This window comes from Actinoplanes sp. NPDC051346, assembly GCF_040682215.1.
Taxonomy (GTDB): Bacteria; Actinomycetota; Actinomycetes; order Mycobacteriales; family Micromonosporaceae; genus Actinoplanes.
This window is the reverse complement of record NZ_JBFBAJ010000001.1, coordinates 215,498-234,629: the sequence shown is the minus strand read 5'-3', so window position 1 is coordinate 234,629 and position 19,132 is coordinate 215,498. Positions and strand designations below refer to the sequence as shown.

The window sequence follows — 19,132 nt, the reverse complement described above, 5'->3', positions numbered from 1 at the left end:
AGCTCCGACGCGCCGGTACCCGGCTGCACACGCGGGGGGAGGTACCCCCGTACGGTTACGGAGTGACCGACGAAGCTTCCCAGCGCCGTCGGGACGCGCCGGACCACGCGACCGACGGACCGCACGACGTGCCGCCCGAGGCATCCGGCGGTCCCGAGCCTGCCCGCACCTCCAAGCCGTTGACCGCGCCGCGCGACGGCACGCCCCGGCCGGTGGAGACCGCCGAGGAACTCGCCGAGGTGATCGCCCGGATGGTCGCGGGCTCGGGGCCGGTCGCCGTCGACGCCGAGCGGGCGTCGGGATACCGCTACACCCAGCGGGCCTATCTGGTGCAGTTGCGCCGCGAGGGCGCCGGCACGGTGCTGATCGACCCGATGCCGCTGGAGGACCTGGGGACGCTCGACGCCGCGCTGGCCGACACCGAGTGGGTGCTGCACGCCGCGAGCCAGGACCTGGCCTGCCTCGCCGAGCTGGGCATGAAGCCGCGGCGGCTGTTCGACACCGAGCTCGCCGCCCGGCTGGCCGGCTTCGAGCGGGTCGGGCTGGCGGCGCTCACCGAGCAGCTGCTCGGCTATTCGTTGGAGAAACACCACTCGGCCGCCGACTGGTCGACGCGGCCGCTGCCGGAGTCCTGGCTGACGTACGCGGCGCTCGACGTCGAGCTCCTCACCAACCTGCGCGACCTGCTCGCCGACGAGCTCGAGCGGCAGGGCAAGGCCGTCTGGGCCGCCGAGGAGTTCGCCGCGCTGGTGGCCAGCGCCGACCGGCCGCCGCGCACCCGCCCCGACCCGTGGCGGCGCACCTCCGGCATCCACCGCGTCCGCGGCGCCCGCGCACAGTCCCGGGTCCGCGCCCTCTGGTACGCCCGCGACGGCGTCGCCGCCCGCCGCGACTCGGCCCCCGGCCGGGTCCTGCCCGACTCGGCGATCATCGCGGCCGCCGAGCTGGACCCGAAGGACGAGCGGACGCTGCTGGGCCTGCCCGGCTTCGGTGGCCGCTCGGTGCGCCGGCTGGCCCGCGTCTGGCTGGACGCCCTGGACGCCGCCCGCGCCCTGCCCGACGACGAACTGCCGGTCAACCAGCCGGTCGAGGGCCCACCGCCGCCCCACCGCTGGGCCGAACGCGACCCGGTCGCCGCGGCCCGGCTCCAACGCTGCCGGCAGGTCGTCATCGCTACCGCCGAGGCGCACACCCTGCCGCCGGAGAACCTGATCAGCCCGGACTTCATCCGCCGCCTGGCCTGGTCACCGCCCGAGGAGACCACCCCGCAGGCGATCAGCGAGACGCTGACCGGCTTCGGCGCCCGCAACTGGCAGGTCACCCTGATCGCCGACGCCCTGGCGAAGGCCATTCCCGACCCCACTCCCACGGACTGACCGGCTCGCATTTACAGCTTTGCCACAGTTGCTGGCTGAACTTAGTTACCGGCTAGTAGCATCTGTCGTGTCAAAGCCCTGGGTTCACGCCTGCAAGGAGGCTTGTTGTGCCCCGAGTAAGTCGCGAGGTCGTCTTCGTCGACGGCGTCCGCACCCCATTCGGCAAGGCCGGCGGTATGTACGCCGAGACCCGTGCCGACGATCTGGTGATCCGGTGCATCCGTGAGTTGATGCGCCGCAACCCGCAGCTCCCGCCCGAGCGGGTCGACGAGGTCGCGATCGCGGCCACCACCCAGATCGGCGACCAGGGCCTGACCATCGGCCGTACCGCCGCCCTGCTGTCCGGCCTGCCCAAGACCGTTCCCGGCTACTCCATCGACCGGATGTGCGCCGGCGCCATGACCGCGGTGACCAACGTCGCCGGCGGCATCGCCATGGGTGCCTACGACGTCGCCATCGCCGGCGGTGTCGAGCACATGGGCCGGCACCCGATGGGTGAGGGCGTCGACCCGAACCCGCGGATCCTGGCCGAGAAGCTGGTCGACCCGTCGGCGCTGGTCATGGGCGCCACGGCGGAGAACCTGCACGACCGCCTGCCGAACATCACCAAGGAGCGGACCGACGCGTTCGGTCTCGCCTCCCAGGAGAAGACCGCCAAGGCGTACGCCAACGGCAAGCTCCAGCCCGACATGGTGACCGTCGCGGTCCGCAGCGTCGAGGAAGGCTGGGGCCTGGCCACCGCCGACGAGGCGCCCCGCGCGACCTCGATGGAGAAGCTGGCCACCCTGAAGACCCCGTTCCGTCCGCACGGCCGGGTCACCGCCGGTAACGCGGCCGGCCTCAACGACGGCGCTACCGCCGCGCTGCTCGCCGACGAGGAGACCGCCCGCGAGCTGGGCCTGCCGGTCGCCATGCGGCTGGTCTCGTACGGCTTCGTCGGCGTCGAGCCCGAGATCATGGGCTACGGCCCGATCCCGGCGACCGAGAAGGCCCTGAAGCTCGCCGGCCTGACCATCGACGACATCGGCCTGTTCGAGCTGAACGAGGCGTTCGCGGTCCAGGTGCTCGCGTTCCTCGACCACTACGGCATCGCCGACGACGACCCGCGGGTCAACCCCTGGGGCGGCGCGATCGCCATCGGCCACCCGCTCGCCTCCTCGGGCATCCGCCTGATGACGCAGCTCGCCCGCCACTTCGCCGAGCACCCGGAGGTCCGCTACGGCCTCACCGCGATGTGCATCGGCATCGGCATGGGCGGAACCACCATCTGGGAGAACCCGAACTGGGAAGGTGCTAAGAAGTGACGGCGCTGCCTGAGTACCCGAACGAGGTCGTGACCAAGGCGATCGTCCGCCTGGTCCAGGTGCCGGGGCTGGACAAGCCGGCGGCGCTGATCACCCTCGACAACGGGCTGGACTACAACAAGCCCAACAGCTTCGGCCCGGGCGGCCTGCGCTCGCTCGACGAGGCGATCACCAAGGCCACCGAGGCGCAGCCGGCGTTCATCGCGGTGACCGGCAAGCCGTACATCTTCTGCGTCGGCGCCGACATCACCGGCATGCCACTGATCAAGCAGCGTGAGCAGGCCGTGGCGCTGGGCGAGCTGGGCCACCGGGTCCTCGCCCGGCTGAAGAACTCCACCATCGCGACCTTCGCGTTCATCAACGGCGCGACGCTCGGCGGTGGCCTGGAGACCGCCCTGCACTGCCACTACCGCACGGTCTCCAGCGGTGCCGCGGCGCTGGGCCTGCCCGAGGTCGCGATCGGCCTGGTGCCCGGCTGGGGCGGCAGCCAGCTGCTGCCGAACCTGATCGGCGCGCCCGGCGCGGCGCAGATCATCCTGCAGAACCCGCTGACCCAGAAGGTGCTCAAGCCGAAGCAGGCGGCCGAGATGGGCGTCGCCGACGTCCTCTTCGAGGCGGCCGACTTCCTGGAGAGCTCCCTGGCCTGGGCCGCCGGCGTCGTCAAGGGCGAGATCACGGTCACGCGTCCGGAGATCGACCGGGACATGTGGGACGGCGTGCTCTTCTTCGCCAAGCAGCAGCTCGACGAACGGCTGCACGGCGCCGTCCCGTCGGCCAACAAGGCGCTGGAGCTGCTCGCCCTCGCCAAGGACGCGACTTTCGAGGACGGCACCGCTGCCGAGACCGAGGCCCTCGCGGACCTCATCATGGGCGACGAGTGCCGCGCCAGCATGTACGCCTTCGACCTGGTACAGCGCCGCGCCAAGAAGCCGGTGGGCGTGCCGTCCAAGGACCTGGCCCGCAAGGTCACCAAGGTCGGCATCGTCGGCGCCGGCCTGATGGCCTCGCAGCTCGCGCTGCTGTTCGCCCGTCGCCTACAGGTGCCGGTCGTGCTCACCGACCTCGACCAGGGCCGGGTGGACAAGGGCGTCGAGTACGTCCACGGCCAGATCGACAAGATGGTCTCCAAGCGCCGGATGGACGAGGGCACGGCGGCCAAGCTGCGCGGCCTGGTCAGCGGCTCGGTGGACAAGTCCGTCTTCGCCGACGCCGACTTCGTCATCGAGGCCGTCTTCGAGAACCTCGACCTGAAGAAGCAGATCTGGGCCGAGATCGAGAAGATCGTCGGACCGGAGACGGTGCTGGCCACCAACACGTCCTCGCTGTCGGTGAGCGACATGGCGGCCGACCTCGAGCACCCGGAGCGGGTCGTCGGCTTCCACTTCTTCAACCCGGTCGCGGTCCTACCGCTGCTGGAGATCATCAAGGGCGAGCGCACCGACGACGCCACGCTGGCCACGGCGTTCGCGGTCGGCAAGGAGCTCCGCAAGTCGTGCGTGCTGGTCAAGGACGCCCCGGCGTTCGTGGTCAACCGCCTGCTGACCCGCTTCACCAGCGAGGTCTTCCGCGCGATCGACGCCGGCACCCCGCTGGCGACCGTCGACACGGCGCTGGACCCGCTGGGCCTGCCGATGCGCCCGATCGCGCTGCTGCAGCTCGTCGGCCCGGCCGTCGCCTACCACGTGGGCGGCACGCTGCACCAGGCGTTCCCGGACCGCTTCGGCGACAGCCCCAACCTCAAGAAGATCGTCGACGCCGGCCTGCCCCTGATGGTCGACGACGAGATCAACCCCGAGGTGGTCAAGCTGGTCGAGGGCGGCAACGCCCCGCTGACCGCCGATGAGGTACGCCAGAAGGCGCTGGACGCGCTCGCGCAGGAGATCCGGCTGATGCTGGACGAGGGCGTGGTCGCCGAGGCGCAGGACATCGACCTGTGCATGATCCTCGGCGCCGGCTGGCCGTTCCACCTGGGCGGCGTGACGCCGTACCTGGACCGCAGCGGCACCTCCGAGCGGGTGGCGGGCAAGCGCTTCCTGCCCCCGGGCCTCGCCAGCGTGCCTGCCTGACGCACGAACGCAGAACGCCCCCGTGCCATCAACAGGCGCGGGGGCGCCTTCGTGACATCAATGTGCCGCAACGGTGACTAACCGGCAACTCAACCTGCAACCGAGGGCCGGTAGGCTCCGGCGGCTATCGTCTTCAGTACTGGAGTTTTCATGTCTCAGCCGCCGTATCCGCCCCCGCCCGGACAGCCCGGTCCCGAGTCGGGCGGTGGCTACCAGCCGCCGGCGGCTCCCGGTGCCTACCCGCCTCCGTCCTCCGGGGCGGGCGCCTACCCGCCGCCGTCTTCTGGGGCGGGCGCCTACCCGCCGCCGGGCGACGGTGCCTACCCGCCTCCGCCTGGAGGGGCCGCGCCCCAGTTCGGCACGCCGACCCCGCCGAAGAAGAAGGGATCGGCACTCAAGATCGTGCTGATCGTCTTCGGTGTGCTGGCCCTGCTGTGCGTCGGCGGCATCGCCGTCGTCTACTTCGCCGCCAAGGACGAGGTCGCGAAGGTCGTCGACGGCGCGAAGATCACCGTGGTGACGCCGGAGACCCTCGGCGGTCGCGCCAAGAGCAGCGACAAGGACCTGCAGAGCAGCCTCGACGGTGCGATGGCCGACGTCCCCGGTGCGAGCTCGTCGGTCGGCGCCGTCTACGGCGACGTCCAGAAGCAGGACCTCGTCATGGTCGCGGCGGCCTCCACGGTCAGCGGTTCCGCGCAGAGCCGCTTCGACGAGTTCTCCAAGGGCCTCGGCTCGGGCGGCTTCAACATCACGAACCTCTCCGACACCGACCCGGGACCGCTGGGTGGCATCGCCAAGTGCGGCGACGGCAAGGAGGGCGGCGTGGAGATGGCGCTCTGCGTGTGGTCCGACAACGGCAGCACCGGCATGATCGCGATGCTCTTCAAGAAGCGGGCCGACATCGAGAAGGAGTTCATCTCGTTGCGCGGTCAGATCGAAAAGAAGTCCTGAACCTTCAGCGGCGTTCCTAGCCGCGCCGTGAGCCCCGCCACCGGCAGTTCGTCCAGTGTGGCGGGGCTCGCGTCATTCGGGGAGACCACACGGGCCTCGATACGGCTAAGCTCGCCCCAGCCCGATCTCTGGAGCGTTGATGTCGCAGCCGCCGAACCAGCCGCCCTATCCCGAGCAGCCCTCGGGACAGCCCTACCCCGCGTACGGCGCCCAGCCGGGCCCCCCGCAGCCTTATCCCGCGTCGCCCTACCCGGGCCCGGGTTCGCCCTATCAGGGCCAGCCGAACCCGGACGTGCCGCAGTCGGTGCCGCCGGGCTACTCGCCGCAGCCCGGCTACGGCGCGCAGCCCCAGTATCCTCAGCCGGACTACTCCCAGGCCGGATATCCGCAGTCCGGGCCGCCGATGGCCGCCGGCTACCCGCCGCCGCCGAAGCCGAAGTCCCGGGCCCTGCCGATCACGCTCGTGTCGATCGCGGTCGTCCTGGTGCTGTGTGTCGGCGGTGGCACCGCGCTCTACCTGGTGGGCCGCAACGCCGCCGACAAGGTCAGCACGTCGCGATCGGCCGCGCCGGTCGTGCCGCCGACCACCACGCCGCAGCGGACCGAGGCGACCGAGGCGCCGGAGGCCGAGATCACCGTCGTGGAGCCCAAGCGGCTGGGCGGCCGGCCGAAGGTGACCGACAAGCAGTTCGCCGGCGCCGTCGACCAGCTGAAGAAGGAGCTCGCCGAGCTGCCCCAGGCCTCCGAGACGGTCGGCGCCCTGTACGGCACGCCCGCGAAGCAGGACCTCGTCGTCGTCGCCGCGGCGGCGGCCGAGGTGTCCAACCCCACCAGCGAGCTGAACGCCACCTTCCTGGGCGCGGGCATCACGGGCCTCAAGCTCTCCGGCATCACCACGACCTCTCCGGGCAGCCTCGGCGGCGTCGCCAAGTGCGGCAAGGGCAACGCGGGTGGCGCACCGGTGATCCTCTGCGCCTGGGCGGACGACGGCAGCGTCGGCTGGATCATCTGGTACTACGAGTCGATGAGCAACGCCAAGGCGGAGTTCACCAAGCTCCGGGAGCAGGTCGAGCAGGTCTCACGCTGAGCTCAGCTCGGGGCGACCGTTGACTCAGCTCGGGGCGACGGTTGACTCAGCTCGGGGCGACGCCGAGGCCCTTGGTGCGCCGCACGGTGGCTGAGGCGGCCACCACCGGGGTCGTGTCGGCAGCCGGCAGGCTCACGGTCACCTCCAGCCCTCCCCCGGGCTGGGCGACCGCCGACACGGTCCCGCCGTGGGCGTCGCAGACCGCGCGGACGATGGACAGGCCCAGGCCCGAGCCGCGGGATCCGGTGCGTTCCCAGCCGCCCCGGCGGAACGGCTCGAACAGGCCGGGCACGTCGGCCGGGTCGACCTCGTAGCCCGTGTTGCCCACCACCAGCCGCGCGTGCCCGTCGACGTTGCCGGTGCGCAGCCAGAGCTTGCCCATCAGGTGGTTGTAGCGGATCGCGTTCTCGATGAGGTTGCCCGCGAGCCGGTCCAGCAGGCTCGGGTCGCCCACCACGTGGGCGGCGTCGAGGTCGGTCGTCACGTCGAGCTTCAGCCGCTCCGCCTCCGCCTTCACCGCGGACAGGGCGTTGTAGACGCTCGTCGCCAGGTCGGCGGGGACCTTGCGGACCAGGCGGCGACCCGACTGGGCCTCGCTGCGGGCGAGCACCAGCAGCGCGTCGACCAGCCCGTTGGCGCGCTCGGAGGCATTGCGCACCACCTTCGCCATGCGGCGGTACTCGGCCACGTCCGCCTCGTCGTCGCTGAGGGTGACGTCGATCTCCGTACGCATGACCGCCAGCGGGGTGCGCAGCTCGTGCGAGGCGTTCGCCACGAACCGCTTCTGCGACTCGAAGGCGCCCGCGAGCCGGTCGAGCATCGCGTCGAAGGTGCGGGCCAGCTCGGCCACCTCGTCGTCCGCGCCGGAGTAGCGGATGCGCTGGTCGAGGGTCTCCTCGCCGAGCCTGCGGGCGGTCGCCGTCACATGGTGCAGCGGGCGCAGCGCGCGCCCGGCCACGGCGTACGCGCCGGCGATGCCGATGATGCCGATGGCGAAGAGCGCCAGGAGGCCCTTGACGAGTAGCTCCTGCGAGGCGTTGTCGACGAGCGCGGACTGCCACGCGAGCGCGTCGAGCCGGCTGCCGTCGGCGAGCACGACCTCGGTGCCGGGCATCAGCTTGTCCTTCGGATTCACCGCGTTGACGAGCAGCCAGGCGAGCAGCACCAGGATCCCGCCGGCGCCGACGAGCAGGATGCCGTTGAGCAGGGTGAGCCGGAGCCGCAGCGTCGGCCGGAGCCGCATCCGCTCGCGCCGGCTGGCATAGACGGTCACGCCGTGCCGCCGGGAGCCACCACGACGGGATCGGGAACGCGGTAGCCGGCGCCGACCACCGTCTCGATCAGTGGCGGGTCGCCGACCTTCTTCCGCAGGGTCATCACCGTGACCCGTACGGTCGTCGTGAACGGGTCGGTGTTCGCGTCCCAGACGCGTTCCAGCAGCTCTTCGCTGGACACGACGCCGCCGCGGGCCTTGAGCAGCTCCTCGAGGACGCCGAACTCCTTGTTGGTGAGCTCGATCGGTGCGCCCGCGCGGGTGACCACCCGGCGGGTCTGGTCGAGGACGAGGTCGCCGACCGTCAGCACCGGCGGCGCGGCGGGAGTGGCACGCCGCCCCAGCGCCTGGACCCGGGCGACCAGTTCGTCGAAGGCGAACGGCTTGGGCAGGTAGTCGTCGGCGCCGAGCTGGAGCCCTTCCACCCGGTCGGCGACCGTGCCGCTGGCCGTGAGCATCAGCACCCGGGTCAGCGCGCCGGACTCGACCAGCGCCGCGCAGATCTCGTCGCCGTGCATGCCGGGCAGGTCCCGGTCCAGCACCACGACGTCGTAGCGCGTCACATACGCCATCTCATGGCCGCTCGTGCCGTCGTACGCGACGTCGACCGCCATTCCCTTACGCCGCAACCCTCGCGCGATCGCATCGCAGAGGTTCCGCTCGTCTTCCACCACCAGCACGCGCACCCGCGGGTCCTCCGGATCCTTCTCAGCCCGCCGCCCAGCTTTACCGCAGCGGTGTGAAGAGGCTGTGAGTGTCAGGCTACCCGCGGGTCACGATCCGGTAAGGGGCCAGATTGCGACGGATGCGTCGATTCCCCGGCAGACGAGAACATCTCCGGCGGCCTGGCAGTCGCCGGAGACGCGGGTGGCCGCCCCGAGCACCCGGACGGAGCGGGTGCCCGGGTCGAGGGAGGCGTACCAGACGACATCGTCACCGATGCGCTGCCGCAGGCCCACGATCGTGCCGTCGGCGCGGACCGGACCGACCGAGCGCCACCTGCCGAAATCGCCACGCACCGCGCCGGTCCGCGCGTCGACGACGGCCAGCGGATACTGCGCTTCGAGGCCTTCGGTGCCGGTGACCAGCAGACATGGTCCCGCCTCCACGGCCGAGCTCCAGCGCGGGCTCGACCACCGGGGCGTTCCGGTGACCGGGTCGACGACCTCGACACCGCCGCGGTAGCCGACCAGGCAGATGCCGCCCGCGCAGCCGTTCTGCACCCAGCGGCCGGAGAGGTCGAGGGGGCCGGTCCAGCGGCGGCCGAGGTCGCTCAGGGCGTACGCGGTCACGCCGCCGAGCCCGCCGACCAGCACGAGGTCTCCGGCCGGCCACGCCGTGACGCCACGACGCGACCAGCTGGGCGGCGCCGGCACGTCGGCCGTCGCCACCAGCCGCCCGCTGACGGTGTCGCGGGCCTCGAGGTGCCCGTCGGCCGTGACGGTGACCAGCCGGTGGGGGAAGCCGTCGGCGGTGTAGCCGGCGTCGGTGGAGGCGCCGAGCGCGGGCTGGCGCAGGGTCCAGCGATGGCGGCCCGTGGCGAGATCGACGCCGTACCAGTCGAGCTTGCCGAATTGCGGACCGTACTGACGCAGGAGCGCGACACCGTCGGTCGCCGAGGCCCTGAGCAGGCGGGCTGGGGCCCGCCAGAGCGCGGTGCCGGTGCCGGCGGCCACCGCGACCGTGGCCTCCGCTCCGACCGTGTCGACCTGGTAGGACACCAGCACCGTCCCGCCCACCGACGTCACCGAGAGCACGGCGCCGCTCACCGTCGCCGTGGTCCGGAACATCAGGTCGCCGCCGGGCAGCGCGTACGTGCTGACGACCCGGTCCCGCAGGGCCGGCGTCGACGTCGACGGCGGCAGGAAGGGTGCTGCGGCGACCACGTGGATGCGGTCCCGTTCGACGACCATGGTGTCGCCCAGGCGGGCGGGCACGATGATCGGCGACCGCGGAAGCGTCCTGGGCACCGAGCCGGCGGTCAGCGCGACCAGCAGGCCGGCGACGGCGGCCAGTGCGACCCTCGGATGCGGCGGCCGTCGGGCGGGTGTGAGCGGCTGCTGTATGTGACGCAGCTCGCCGAGGTCGATGACGACGCCCACGCCGTCATTGTGCGCCGAGGCGAGCCGCCCGGCGACCTCGGATTCAGCCCCGGTAGCGGTAGATCGCGACGCCCTCGGACACTGTGCAGGCCACATAGGTGGCGTCGGGCTGACATCCTCCGGCTCCCCCGGCGATCCGGCCCAGCGGCTGCACCGCACCGGCGCCGGCCCGGAGTATCCCGACGACCGTGTCGTTGTTGGGCTCCTGCTTGGTCAGCAGGTACGCCTTACCGTCCGGCAGGACGGTGTGGGTCTCCCAGGTCGTCAGCTCCACCTGCGTCCGCCCGGTGCGCCGGTCGGACGTGCGAGTTGGCCGCGTCATCAACCGGGTCTCGAGGACCGAGCGGTCACCGAACGCGAAGAGAGTGTCGTCGGTGCCGGCCCGCCACAGCTTCGCGCCTGTTCTCTGGTCCAGAACGTTGAGATCGGCGCCGTTGGTCAGGCAGGGCATCCCGACGCAGTTGCCCGGCCCGCCCAGCGGGTCCGGGTGGTCCTGCTGCCAGAGCGGCGCGAGCGTGTCGAGCGCGTACGCGGCGACCCGCCCGCCCTCGCCGAAGGCGCCGTAGCGCACCAGCGCGACATCGCCGGCCAGGTCCATCCACTCCGGTAGCCGGCCGTTGACCGGCGGGACCGTCTGCTCGCGCACCACCTCGCCGGTCGTCGGCGATCGCAGGACGAGGCGGCCGGCGGTGAGCACGACGATCGCTCGATGCGGCGCGCCGGCCCACTGCGCGGAGACGGAACCCCGCTCCTCGGCGGTCCAGAGCCGGCGGCCGTTAGCGAGGTCGACGCCGGCGAGCGTGCTGCTCAGCGCGGGCTCGGTGTGCAGGACATCGCCGCCGAGGCCGTACAGCGGGCCGGGTTCGCCGGAGTCCGGGTCGTATTCGGTGCCGGGCCGGAACCGCTCCTCGACGATCAGTCCGGTCCGACCGTCGAGCTCCTGCACAGCGATGGGTGAGCGCCAGCGCACAGCGCCGGTGCGGGCATCGAGATAGGTCTGCGCCGGGCCGTTCTTGACCACCACCACGTTGGTGGCCGCGCGGTCGATCCGATACGGCCGGTTCTCGTCGCCCGACGGACCCGGCGAGTTCCACAGTTCGCGCATCGGATCGAGTGACCAGGCGCGGAGCTGCGGCGGCTGGCGGTCGAGGTCGACGCTGTAGACGCGGCCGTCGATGAGCCGAAAGTCGATGCCACGCTCGAACGGCACCACGCCGACCTGCCGCCAGATCAGCGAGGTCGGTGGCACGGCACCGCCGAGGACGAGGACCAGGGCCGTGGCGAGGAGCAGGCCGACGCGGCGGTAGACGTGCGCGGGTGGCCGGCCGATCGACGGCTGAGCCGGGGTGTCGGGGCTCAGCTCGATCAGCGCCACGCCTACCCCTTTCGTTCGTACGCCCAGATCATCAGCTCGCCGGAGGTGGTGCGGCAGACCAACCGGCCGGAGCCGACCTGGCAGTCCCCGGTGCCGGCCGGCAGGTCTGACAGCGGGCGCGGCCGGGCGTCACCGGGGGCGGCGATCGCGACCATGGTACGGCCATCCCCGCCGGTCGTCCGGGCAACGAGCAGATGGTCACCGCCCGTCCCGGGAACGGGACGCCACCCGTGCAGGTCGGTGAGCACCCGGGCGGTGGCGGGGTCGATGATGCCGACGGGATCGGCGTCGCCCGCCGTCGTGCCGTAGGCGATGATCAGGCCGCCGTGCTGCTCGACGCTGCGCCACCCGGGGCGGAACCACGCCTCGACGCCGTCGGACACCTCGACCGCCCGGACGCCGTCCGGGCCGACGAGGCACGCCAGCCGCCCGCAGGCGGTGACGCCGAAGGCGAAACCGGCCGGCCGGGTCCACCGCTGCCGCAACGTGAGGTCGTACGCCGAGACGGCGCTCCCGGTCGTCGCCGGATGCCGCAACAGCAGGAAGCCGCCGGAAACGACGGGGTTCTCGGGTCCGTAGTCGGCGGCCGGCAGCTCGGCGTGGGCGAGCACCGCGCCGGTCGCGAGGTCGTGCACCGCCGCGACGCGACTGTCGTGCAGGAGCAGCATTCGCGCCGGCTGACCGGTCGATCCGGGCACGCCGAGGAGCACCGCCGTCGACGGCACGTCGACCCGCCAGCGGGTGCGCCCGGTGGCCGGGTCGACCGCCTCGACGGGGCCCTGCACGCGCCGGCCCGGCCCGTAGCTGCGCACGGTGGAGACGGCGAGCAGGGTGTCGGAGCCGGCGACGGTGACGATGCTGCCGGACCGGCGCCAGCGTGCCGAGCCGTCGGCCAGCGACACGGCCGTGGTGCCGCGATCGGAATAGGCGCCGCCGGAATACGGGCGCAGCAGCACCAGGCCGCCGCCGATCCGCAGCCGGTAGCTGGGCGCCTCGGACCGGGCCTGCCAGCGCATCCGCCCGTCGCCCAGGTCGTACGCGGCCAGCCGGCCCAGGCTCTGGGCGAGCAGGTCACCGGTGTCGGTCAGCGTGAACGGGTCCGCCGGGCCGAAGCGCAGCGACAGCACGGGCGACAGGGCGGGCGGTGGGGGCGCGGCGGACGCGGCGGATCCGAGCAGCACGATCACCGCGATGAGCAGGGGCGCGAACCAACGGGGCACGGTCCGACCCACCGGGGTGTCGTACTCGTCGGGCTCGCCGCGGGCCAGGCCCAGGTCGATGACTACCGTCGCGCCGCCGAACGTCTCCGCCGCCATGCCTCAAAGGTAACGGCTTAATAACAAAATCGCCCGCGTGCGTCAGGATGTGGGCTGATGCTCCGTGGTCGCTTCCTGGAGCCCGGACACCCACTCGGTGACGTCACGCGCGATGTCCTGCGCGGTGAGGCCGAGGGAGGCGAGGATCTCCGCGCGGCTGCCGTGCGGGTGGAAGCCGGCCGGCACGCCGAGGTCGCGCAGCGGCACGCCGACGCCGGCGTCCCGCAGAGTGCTCGCCACGGCCTCGCCGACGCCGCCGGCCCGCACGCCGTCCTCCAGCGTCACCACCAGCCGGTGCGCGTCGGCCAGACCCACGAGCTCGATCGGCACCGGGCGCACCCAGCGCGGGTCGACGACCGTGACGCCGTACCCCTGCTCCGCGATCCGCTCGGCGACCTCCATGCCGAGCTTGGCGAAGGCACCCACGGCGACCAGCAGCACGTCCTTGCGGTCCTCCTCGCGCAGCACGTCGACCGGGCCGATCCGGCGCAGCGCCGGCAGGTCGGCGGCGACCGAGCCCGTCGGGAAGCGCACGATCGTCGGGCCGTCGTCCACGGCGACCGCCTCGCGCAGCTCCTCGCGCAGGGTGGCGGCGTCGCGCGGCGCGGCGATGCGCAGGCCCGGAACGACGCCGAAGACGCTCATGTCCCAGATGCCGTAGTGGCTGGGGCCGTCCGGGCCGGTGATGCCGGCGCGGTCGAGCACGAACGTGACGGGCAGCTGGTGCATGGCCACGTCGAGCAGGACCTGGTCGAAGGCGCGGTTGAGGAAGGTCGCGTACACCGCGACGACCGGATGCAGCCCGCCCATCGCGAGACCCGCCGCGGACGTCGCCGCGTGCTGCTCGGCGATGCCGACGTCGTACGTCCGCTCCGGGTATTTCTTCTGCAGCGCCGCGATGCCGGTGGGCTCGGCCATCGCGGCGGTGATGCCGACGACGTCCGGGCGCTCGTCGGCGATGGCGACCAGCTCCTCGGCGAAGACGTGCGTCCACTTCACCGACGGGGCGGCCAGCAGCTTGCCGGTCTCGATGCTGAACGCGCTGCCCGGGCCGTGCAGGCAGTCGGCCTCGTCGTCCTCGGCCGGGCGGTAGCCGTAGCCCTTGCGGGTCACCGCGTGCACGATCACCGGCGCCTGGAAGCCCTTGGCACGGCGCAGCGCCGACTCCATGGCCTCGATGTCGTGGCCGTCGACCGGGCCGAGGTACTTGATGCCGAGGTCCTCGAACATCGCCTGCGGGTTGACCGCGTCCTTGATGCCCTTCTTGACCGCGTGCAGCACCTCGTAGGCCGGCTTGCCCACCAGCGGGGTCGAGCTCAGCGCGTTCTTGACCAGATCGAGCACCCGCTCGTAGCCGGGGTTGAGGCGCAGCGTCGAGAGGTGGTCGGCGAGGCCGCCGATCGTGGGCGCGTACGACCGGCCGTTGTCGTTGACGACGATGACCAGCGGGTTCTTCGCGGCGGCGATGTTGTTGAGCGCTTCCCAGCACATACCACCGGTCAGGGCGCCGTCGCCGACGACCGCCGCGACGTGCCGCTGTTCACCGCGCAGCGCGAAAGCCTTGGCCATGCCGTCCGCGTACGACAAAGCGGTGGAGGCGTGGGAGTTCTCGATGAAGTCGTGCTCGCTCTCGGCCCGGCTCGGATATCCGGTGAGGCCACCGCGCTGCCGGAGCAGGTCGAACCCGTCCTGGCGGCCGGTCACGATCTTGTGCACGTACGCCTGGTGACCGGTGTCGAAGAGGATCCGGTCCCGCGGCGAGTCGAAGACCCGGTGCAGGGCGAGGGTGGTCTCCACCACGCCCAGGTTCGGGCCGAGGTGCCCGCCGGTGCGGGAGACCTTGGCGACCAGGAAGTCGCGGATCTCGGCGGCGAGCAGGGTGAGTTGCTCAGGGGTCAAACGCCGGAGATCACCGGGCGTCTCGATGGTGCCGAGGAGGCCGGTCGCCGTTTGATCGCTGCGGTCGCTCATGGGGCGAAAGTCTATCCGCGCCGCGCCCGCGCGCATCCGGCCCGAGGCACAACTGCGATGTCCTCCACAAAACCTGCACATCCGGCCGACGGAGGCTCAGATCACACTGGTCTCGTCAGGGATCAACAGCGCCACGCACTCCACGTGCTGGGTCATCGGGAAGCAGTCGTACGCCCGCAGCGCCTCGACCTGCCAACCCTCCTCGGCGAAGGTCCGCACGTCGCGCGCCAGGGCCGCGGGATCGCACGCGACGTAGGCGATCGCCCGGGGCCGCGCCGCCACGACCGCCCGGACGACCCTGGCGCCGGCACCGCTGCGCGGCGGGTCCAGCACGACCAGATCGACCGGCCCGGCGATCCGCCGGCGCGCGAGCGCGGCGTCGACCCGGGCCGCGACCACCTCGGCCCCGGTCACGCCGGCGAGGTTGTGGCGGGCCGCCGCGACACCCTCCGGCGACGACTCGACGACGGTGGTCCGTGCGCCCGTCCGCTCGGCCACGGCCGCCGCGAACAGGCCGGCGCCGCCGTAGAGGTCCCAGCAGACCTCGCCCGGCTCCGGGCGCAGCAGCTCGAGCACGGCGTCGACCAGCGTGTCCGCCGCCGCGGGGTGGATCTGCCAGAAGCCCTCGGCGGGCACGTGCCACTCCCGGCCGGCGGCCAGCTCCCGCACCTGCGGCGTGCCCTCCAGCAGCACCCGCTCACCGCCGTGCGCCTCGTCCAGCAGCGAATCGCCCGCGACGCCGTCAGCCGGATCGGCACGCCCGGCGCGCGCTCCAGCCGGCCGCACCGGCGGGTCGGCACCGCGCGCGGCCGGTGTGGCGGCGCGGGCCACGACCGTCACGTCCCCGCCGGTGGAGGCGACCGCCTCGACGGAGGTGACGCCGGGCCACAGCCGCGAGGTGACGTCCAGCTCCCGCAGCCGCGGGTGGGCGATCCGGCAGAAGTCGATCGGCACGACCTCGTGCGAGCGGTGTTTGAGCAGCCCGGGCCGGTCCGCGGCGTCGACGGCATAGCGGATCCGCGACCGCCAGCCCAGCGGTCCGCCGGGCAGCGGCCGGACGGTCGGGTCCAGCGCGTCGAGCCGCTCGCCACTCAGACCGCCCATGCGGCCGAGGAGGTCGCGCACCACCGCGGTCTTCCACTCGCGCTGCGCCGCCGGTGCGACATGTTGCAGGTCGCATCCCCCGCAACCGCCGGGATGAGCGTACGGGCACGGCGGCGTGACCCGATCCGGCGAGGCGTCGTGCACGGCCACCGCGTCTGCGCGCAGATATCCCCGGTGCAGCTCGGTGATCTCGGCCGTGACCCGCTCTCCCGGCAGGGCGTGCCGCACGAACACGACGCGGCCGTGCTCCCCGCCGATGCGGGCCACACAGTGCCCGCCGTGCGCTGGCGCTCCCGTAACAAGCTCGATCCGGTCTCCCTCGACCAACTCCGCGTCGGCGTAGCCCTCCACCGCGGTCACCGGGCGTCGTCCGGCGCCGTGGCGGTAGCCGAGACGGGCGGCTCCTGCGCCGGGGAGGCCGTGGCCGCCAGGTCGTTGGGGCGGGTACGCGGCCCGCGGGCGGGTGCCCGGCTGAGGTGCTCGTCGAGCCGGTCCAGGTTGCGGTCCTGGCTGGAGCGCAGCTGCCACGGCACGCTGGTCACCATCACCCCCGGCTCGAAGAGCAGCCGACCCTTGATCCGCAGAGCGCTCTGGTTGTGCAGCAGGTTCTCCCACCACCGGCCCACGACGTACTCGGGGACGAAGACCGTGACCACGTCGCGCGGCGAGCCCCGCCGCACGCTCTTCACGAAGTCGATGATCGGCCGGGTGATCTCCCGGTACGGCGAGTCGACCACGGTCAGCGACACCGGCACCTGCCGGCGCTCCCACTCGTCCTGGATCTTGCGGGTGTCCTTGTCGTCCACGTTCACCGTCACCGCGGTGAGCGTGTCCGGGCGGGTGGCCCGGGCATACGCCACCGCACGCAGGGTCGGCATGTGCACCTTGCTGACCAGGACGATGGCGTGGTTGCGCGAGGGCAGCACCGGGCGCTCCTCGGTGGGTTGCAGCTCCTCGGCCACCCGCACGTAGTGCTTGCGGATGCTCAGCATGAGTACGTAGATCACCAGCATCGCCACGATCGCGATCCACGCGCCGAGCATGAACTTCGTGATCAGTACGACGATCAGCACGGCCCCGGTCAGCGCCATCCCGAAGGTGTTGATGGCCCGTGACCGGTACATCTGCCGGCGCCTGGTCGGATCGCGCTGGGTCCGCAGCAGCCGGTTCCAGTGCTTGATCATGCCGGCCTGCGAGAGCGTGAACGACACGAAGACGCCGACGATGTAGAGCTGGATCAGGCGGGTCACCTCGGCGTCGAACGCCACGATGAGCACGATCGCCGCGACGGCGAGGAAGATGATGCCGTTGCTGAACGCGAGGCGGTCACCGCGGGTGTGCAGCTGGCGCGGCAGGTAGCGGTCCTGCGCGAGGATCGAGCCGAGCACCGGGAAGCCGTTGAAGGCGGTGTTCGCGGCCAGGAAGAGAATCAGGGCGGTGACCGCGCCGACCAGGTAGAGCAGGGCCGAACCGCTGCCGAAGACGGTCTCGCCGAGCTGGGCCGTCACGGTCTTCTGCACGTAGTTCGGCGGTCCCCCGACGATCTGCTTGGCGTCCTCGACGAACTGCAGGTGCGTGGCGCGGGCCAGCATGACCATCCCGACCAGCATCAGGATCGCGACGCCGCCGAGCAGCAGCAGCGTGGTCGCGGCGTTCTTGCTCTTCGGCGCCTTGAAGGCCGGCACGCCGTTGGAGATGGCCTCGACACCGGTCAGCGCGGCGCACCCGGACGAGAACGTGCGCAGCAGCAGGAACACGAACGCCATGCTCGTCAGGTGGTGTTCCTCGGCGTCGATGATCAGGTCCGCGCTGGGCGCGCGCAGGTCCTGGCCGAGCACGTAGACCCGGATCAGCCCCGTGACGAGCATGCCGAGGATGACGACGATGAACGCGTACGTCGGAACGGCGAACGCCGTGCCGGACTCGCGCAGACCGCGCAGGTTGAGCGCGGCGAGCACGGAGACCGCCACCAGGGCGATGCCGATCTTGTGTTCGGCGACGAACGGGACGACCGAGCCCAGGTTCGTGACGCCGGCGCTGATCGACACGGCCACGGTGAGGATGTAGTCGACGAGCAGGGCGCTGGCCACCGCCACACCGAAGCGCGGGCCGAGGTTGACCGTCGCCACCTCGTAGTCGCCGCCACCGGAGGGGTAGGCGTGCACGTTCTGCCGGTAGCTCGCCACCACCGTGACCATGACGACCGCGACGGCCAGCGTGATCCACGGCGAGTAGATGAAGGCACCGGCCCCCGCGATGGAGAGGGTCAGCAGGATCTCGTCGGGGGCGTAGGCGACGCTCGACAGCGCGTCCGACGCGAACACCGGCAGCGCGATCCGCTTGGGCAGCAGCGTGTGTTGCAGCCGGTCGGACCGGAAGGGCCGGCCGAGCAGCAGGCGCTTGGCTAAGGACGTCGAACTTGCCACAAGCGCCAAGACTACGGCCGCGCGCGCCACGCCGTCGGCCGCCCCGGCCAGCATCCGTCGCCACGGCATGGCACGCTCTGCTGAGGAAGCATCCAGCGGGAGGCGCGAGAACCTTGCACGTGGTGATCATGGGCTGCGGCCGGCTCGGCTCGACGCTGGCCCACAAGCTCGACGCCCGCGGCCACTCGGTCGCGATCATCGACCAGAATTCCGACGCCTTTCGCCGGCTCGGCGCCGAGTTCGGCGGCGAGACCGTCACCGGGATCGGATTCGACCGCGACGTGATGCGCCAGGCCGGCATCGAGCGGGCGGACGCCTTCGCGGCCGTCTCCAGCGGCGACAACTCCAACATCATCTCGGCCCGGCTGGCCCGCGAGACGTTCGGCGTGTCCCGGGTGGTGGCCCGCATCTACGACGCCCGCCGCGCGCTCGTCTACGAGCGCCTGGGCATTCCGACCGTTGCGACGATCCGCTGGGCCGCCGACCGCATGGTCCGGCACCTGGTGCCCGAGGGCACCGTCGAGGTGTTCCGCGACCCCACCAGCGCCGTCTCGATCGTCGAGGCACCGCTGCACCGCGACTGGGTGGGACGCTCGCTCACGTCGCTCGAGGACGCGCTCGGCACCCGCGTGGCCTACCTCATGCGCTTCGGCATCGGCTCACTGGCCTCCCCCGCCACCGTGCTCCAGGACGGCGACCAGGTGTTCGTCCTGGTCACCGACGACATCGTCGATCAGGTCCTCGCGGCGGCCGCGAGCACCGGGCTGGGGGGTCACTGATC

14 protein-coding genes are annotated in these 19,132 nt (G+C 72.1%); 6 read left to right on the top strand and 8 right to left on the bottom strand.

The genetic code is table 11. The features are described 5' to 3' along the window. The first annotated feature begins 128 nt into the window (after nucleotides 1-128). From AB0M36_RS01000 to AB0M36_RS00980, 5 genes are all read left to right on the top strand, one after another. A complete protein-coding gene (locus AB0M36_RS01000) occupies nucleotides 129-1,376 on the top strand; it encodes a ribonuclease D (RefSeq protein ID WP_364152176.1) in 1,248 nt (415 codons plus the stop codon). A gap of 107 nt (nucleotides 1,377-1,483) precedes the next feature. After that, complete coding sequence (locus AB0M36_RS00995) at nucleotides 1,484-2,680, top strand: thiolase family protein (protein ID WP_364150438.1); 1,197 nt, start codon at nucleotides 1,484-1,486, stop codon at nucleotides 2,678-2,680. Nucleotides 2,681-2,685: 5 nt separating this feature from the next. After that, on the top strand, nucleotides 2,686-4,746 hold the full coding sequence (locus AB0M36_RS00990; protein ID WP_364152173.1) for a 3-hydroxyacyl-CoA dehydrogenase NAD-binding domain-containing protein: 2,061 nt from the start codon (nucleotides 2,686-2,688) through the stop codon (nucleotides 4,744-4,746). Between the two features lie 150 nt (nucleotides 4,747-4,896). Continuing rightward, nucleotides 4,897-5,697 (top strand): hypothetical protein, encoded by an 801-nt coding sequence (locus AB0M36_RS00985; protein WP_364150435.1) that lies wholly within the window; start codon nucleotides 4,897-4,899, stop codon nucleotides 5,695-5,697. Between the two features lie 139 nt (nucleotides 5,698-5,836). Beyond that, nucleotides 5,837-6,784, top strand: a complete 948-nt coding sequence (locus AB0M36_RS00980; protein WP_364150433.1) for a hypothetical protein — start codon at nucleotides 5,837-5,839, stop codon at nucleotides 6,782-6,784. A gap of 46 nt (nucleotides 6,785-6,830) precedes the next feature. Here the strand turns inward: AB0M36_RS00980 and AB0M36_RS00975 are convergent, their stop codons facing one another. The 8 genes from AB0M36_RS00975 to AB0M36_RS00940 all read right to left on the bottom strand — a co-directional run bounded on the left by AB0M36_RS00975 (nucleotide 6,831) and on the right by AB0M36_RS00940 (nucleotide 18,351). Beyond that, nucleotides 6,831-8,027 (bottom strand): HAMP domain-containing sensor histidine kinase, encoded by a 1,197-nt coding sequence (locus AB0M36_RS00975; protein ID WP_364152170.1) that lies wholly within the window; start codon nucleotides 8,025-8,027, stop codon nucleotides 6,831-6,833. 26 nt (nucleotides 8,028-8,053) lie between these two features. Continuing rightward, nucleotides 8,054-8,743, bottom strand: coding sequence for a response regulator transcription factor (locus AB0M36_RS00970; protein WP_364150430.1), 690 nt, complete (start codon nucleotides 8,741-8,743; stop codon nucleotides 8,054-8,056). An 87-nt stretch (nucleotides 8,744-8,830) separates the two neighbouring features. Then, entirely contained in the window at nucleotides 8,831-10,159 is a 1,329-nt protein-coding gene (locus AB0M36_RS00965; protein WP_364150427.1) for a hypothetical protein, read from the bottom strand. 43 nt (nucleotides 10,160-10,202) lie between these two features. After that, nucleotides 10,203-11,534 (bottom strand): PQQ-binding-like beta-propeller repeat protein, encoded by a 1,332-nt coding sequence (locus AB0M36_RS00960; RefSeq protein WP_364150424.1) that lies wholly within the window; start codon nucleotides 11,532-11,534, stop codon nucleotides 10,203-10,205. Between the two features lie 2 nt (nucleotides 11,535-11,536). Next, nucleotides 11,537-12,850: a PQQ-binding-like beta-propeller repeat protein gene (locus tag AB0M36_RS00955; RefSeq protein ID WP_364150422.1), complete on the bottom strand. Its 1,314-nt coding sequence runs from the start codon at nucleotides 12,848-12,850 to the stop codon at nucleotides 11,537-11,539. Nucleotides 12,851-12,892: 42 nt separating this feature from the next. Beyond that, nucleotides 12,893-14,821, bottom strand: coding sequence for a 1-deoxy-D-xylulose-5-phosphate synthase (gene dxs, locus AB0M36_RS00950; protein ID WP_364150419.1), 1,929 nt, complete (start codon nucleotides 14,819-14,821; stop codon nucleotides 12,893-12,895). Nucleotides 14,822-14,917: 96 nt separating this feature from the next. Next, nucleotides 14,918-16,285, bottom strand: a complete 1,368-nt coding sequence (locus tag AB0M36_RS00945) for a TRAM domain-containing protein (protein ID WP_364150417.1) — start codon at nucleotides 16,283-16,285, stop codon at nucleotides 14,918-14,920. Further along, nucleotides 16,282-18,351: an APC family permease gene (locus AB0M36_RS00940; RefSeq protein WP_364150414.1), complete on the bottom strand. Its 2,070-nt coding sequence runs from the start codon at nucleotides 18,349-18,351 to the stop codon at nucleotides 16,282-16,284. Before AB0M36_RS00940 ends, AB0M36_RS00945 begins: the two co-directional genes overlap by 4 nt. 113 nt (nucleotides 18,352-18,464) lie before the next feature. Here AB0M36_RS00940 and AB0M36_RS00935 point away from each other — a divergent pair, with 113 nt between their 5' ends. Continuing rightward, on the top strand, nucleotides 18,465-19,130 hold the full coding sequence (locus AB0M36_RS00935; RefSeq protein WP_364150411.1) for a TrkA family potassium uptake protein: 666 nt from the start codon (nucleotides 18,465-18,467) through the stop codon (nucleotides 19,128-19,130). The last annotated feature ends 2 nt before the right edge of the window (nucleotides 19,131-19,132 follow it).

Coding starts and splice junctions, on each gene's coding strand:
- AB0M36_RS00985 (WP_364150435.1), top strand. CDS start 4,897: ATGTCTCAGCCGCCGTATCCGCCCCCGCCCGGACAGCCCGGTCCCGAG.
- AB0M36_RS00975 (WP_364152170.1), bottom strand. CDS start 8,027: ATGCGGCTCCGGCCGACGCTGCGGCTCCGGCTCACCCTGCTCAACGGC.
- dxs (WP_364150419.1), bottom strand. CDS start 14,821: ATGAGCGACCGCAGCGATCAAACGGCGACCGGCCTCCTCGGCACCATC.
- AB0M36_RS00980 (WP_364150433.1), top strand. CDS start 5,837: ATGTCGCAGCCGCCGAACCAGCCGCCCTATCCCGAGCAGCCCTCGGGA.
- AB0M36_RS00955 (WP_364150422.1), bottom strand. CDS start 12,850: ATGGCGGCGGAGACGTTCGGCGGCGCGACGGTAGTCATCGACCTGGGC.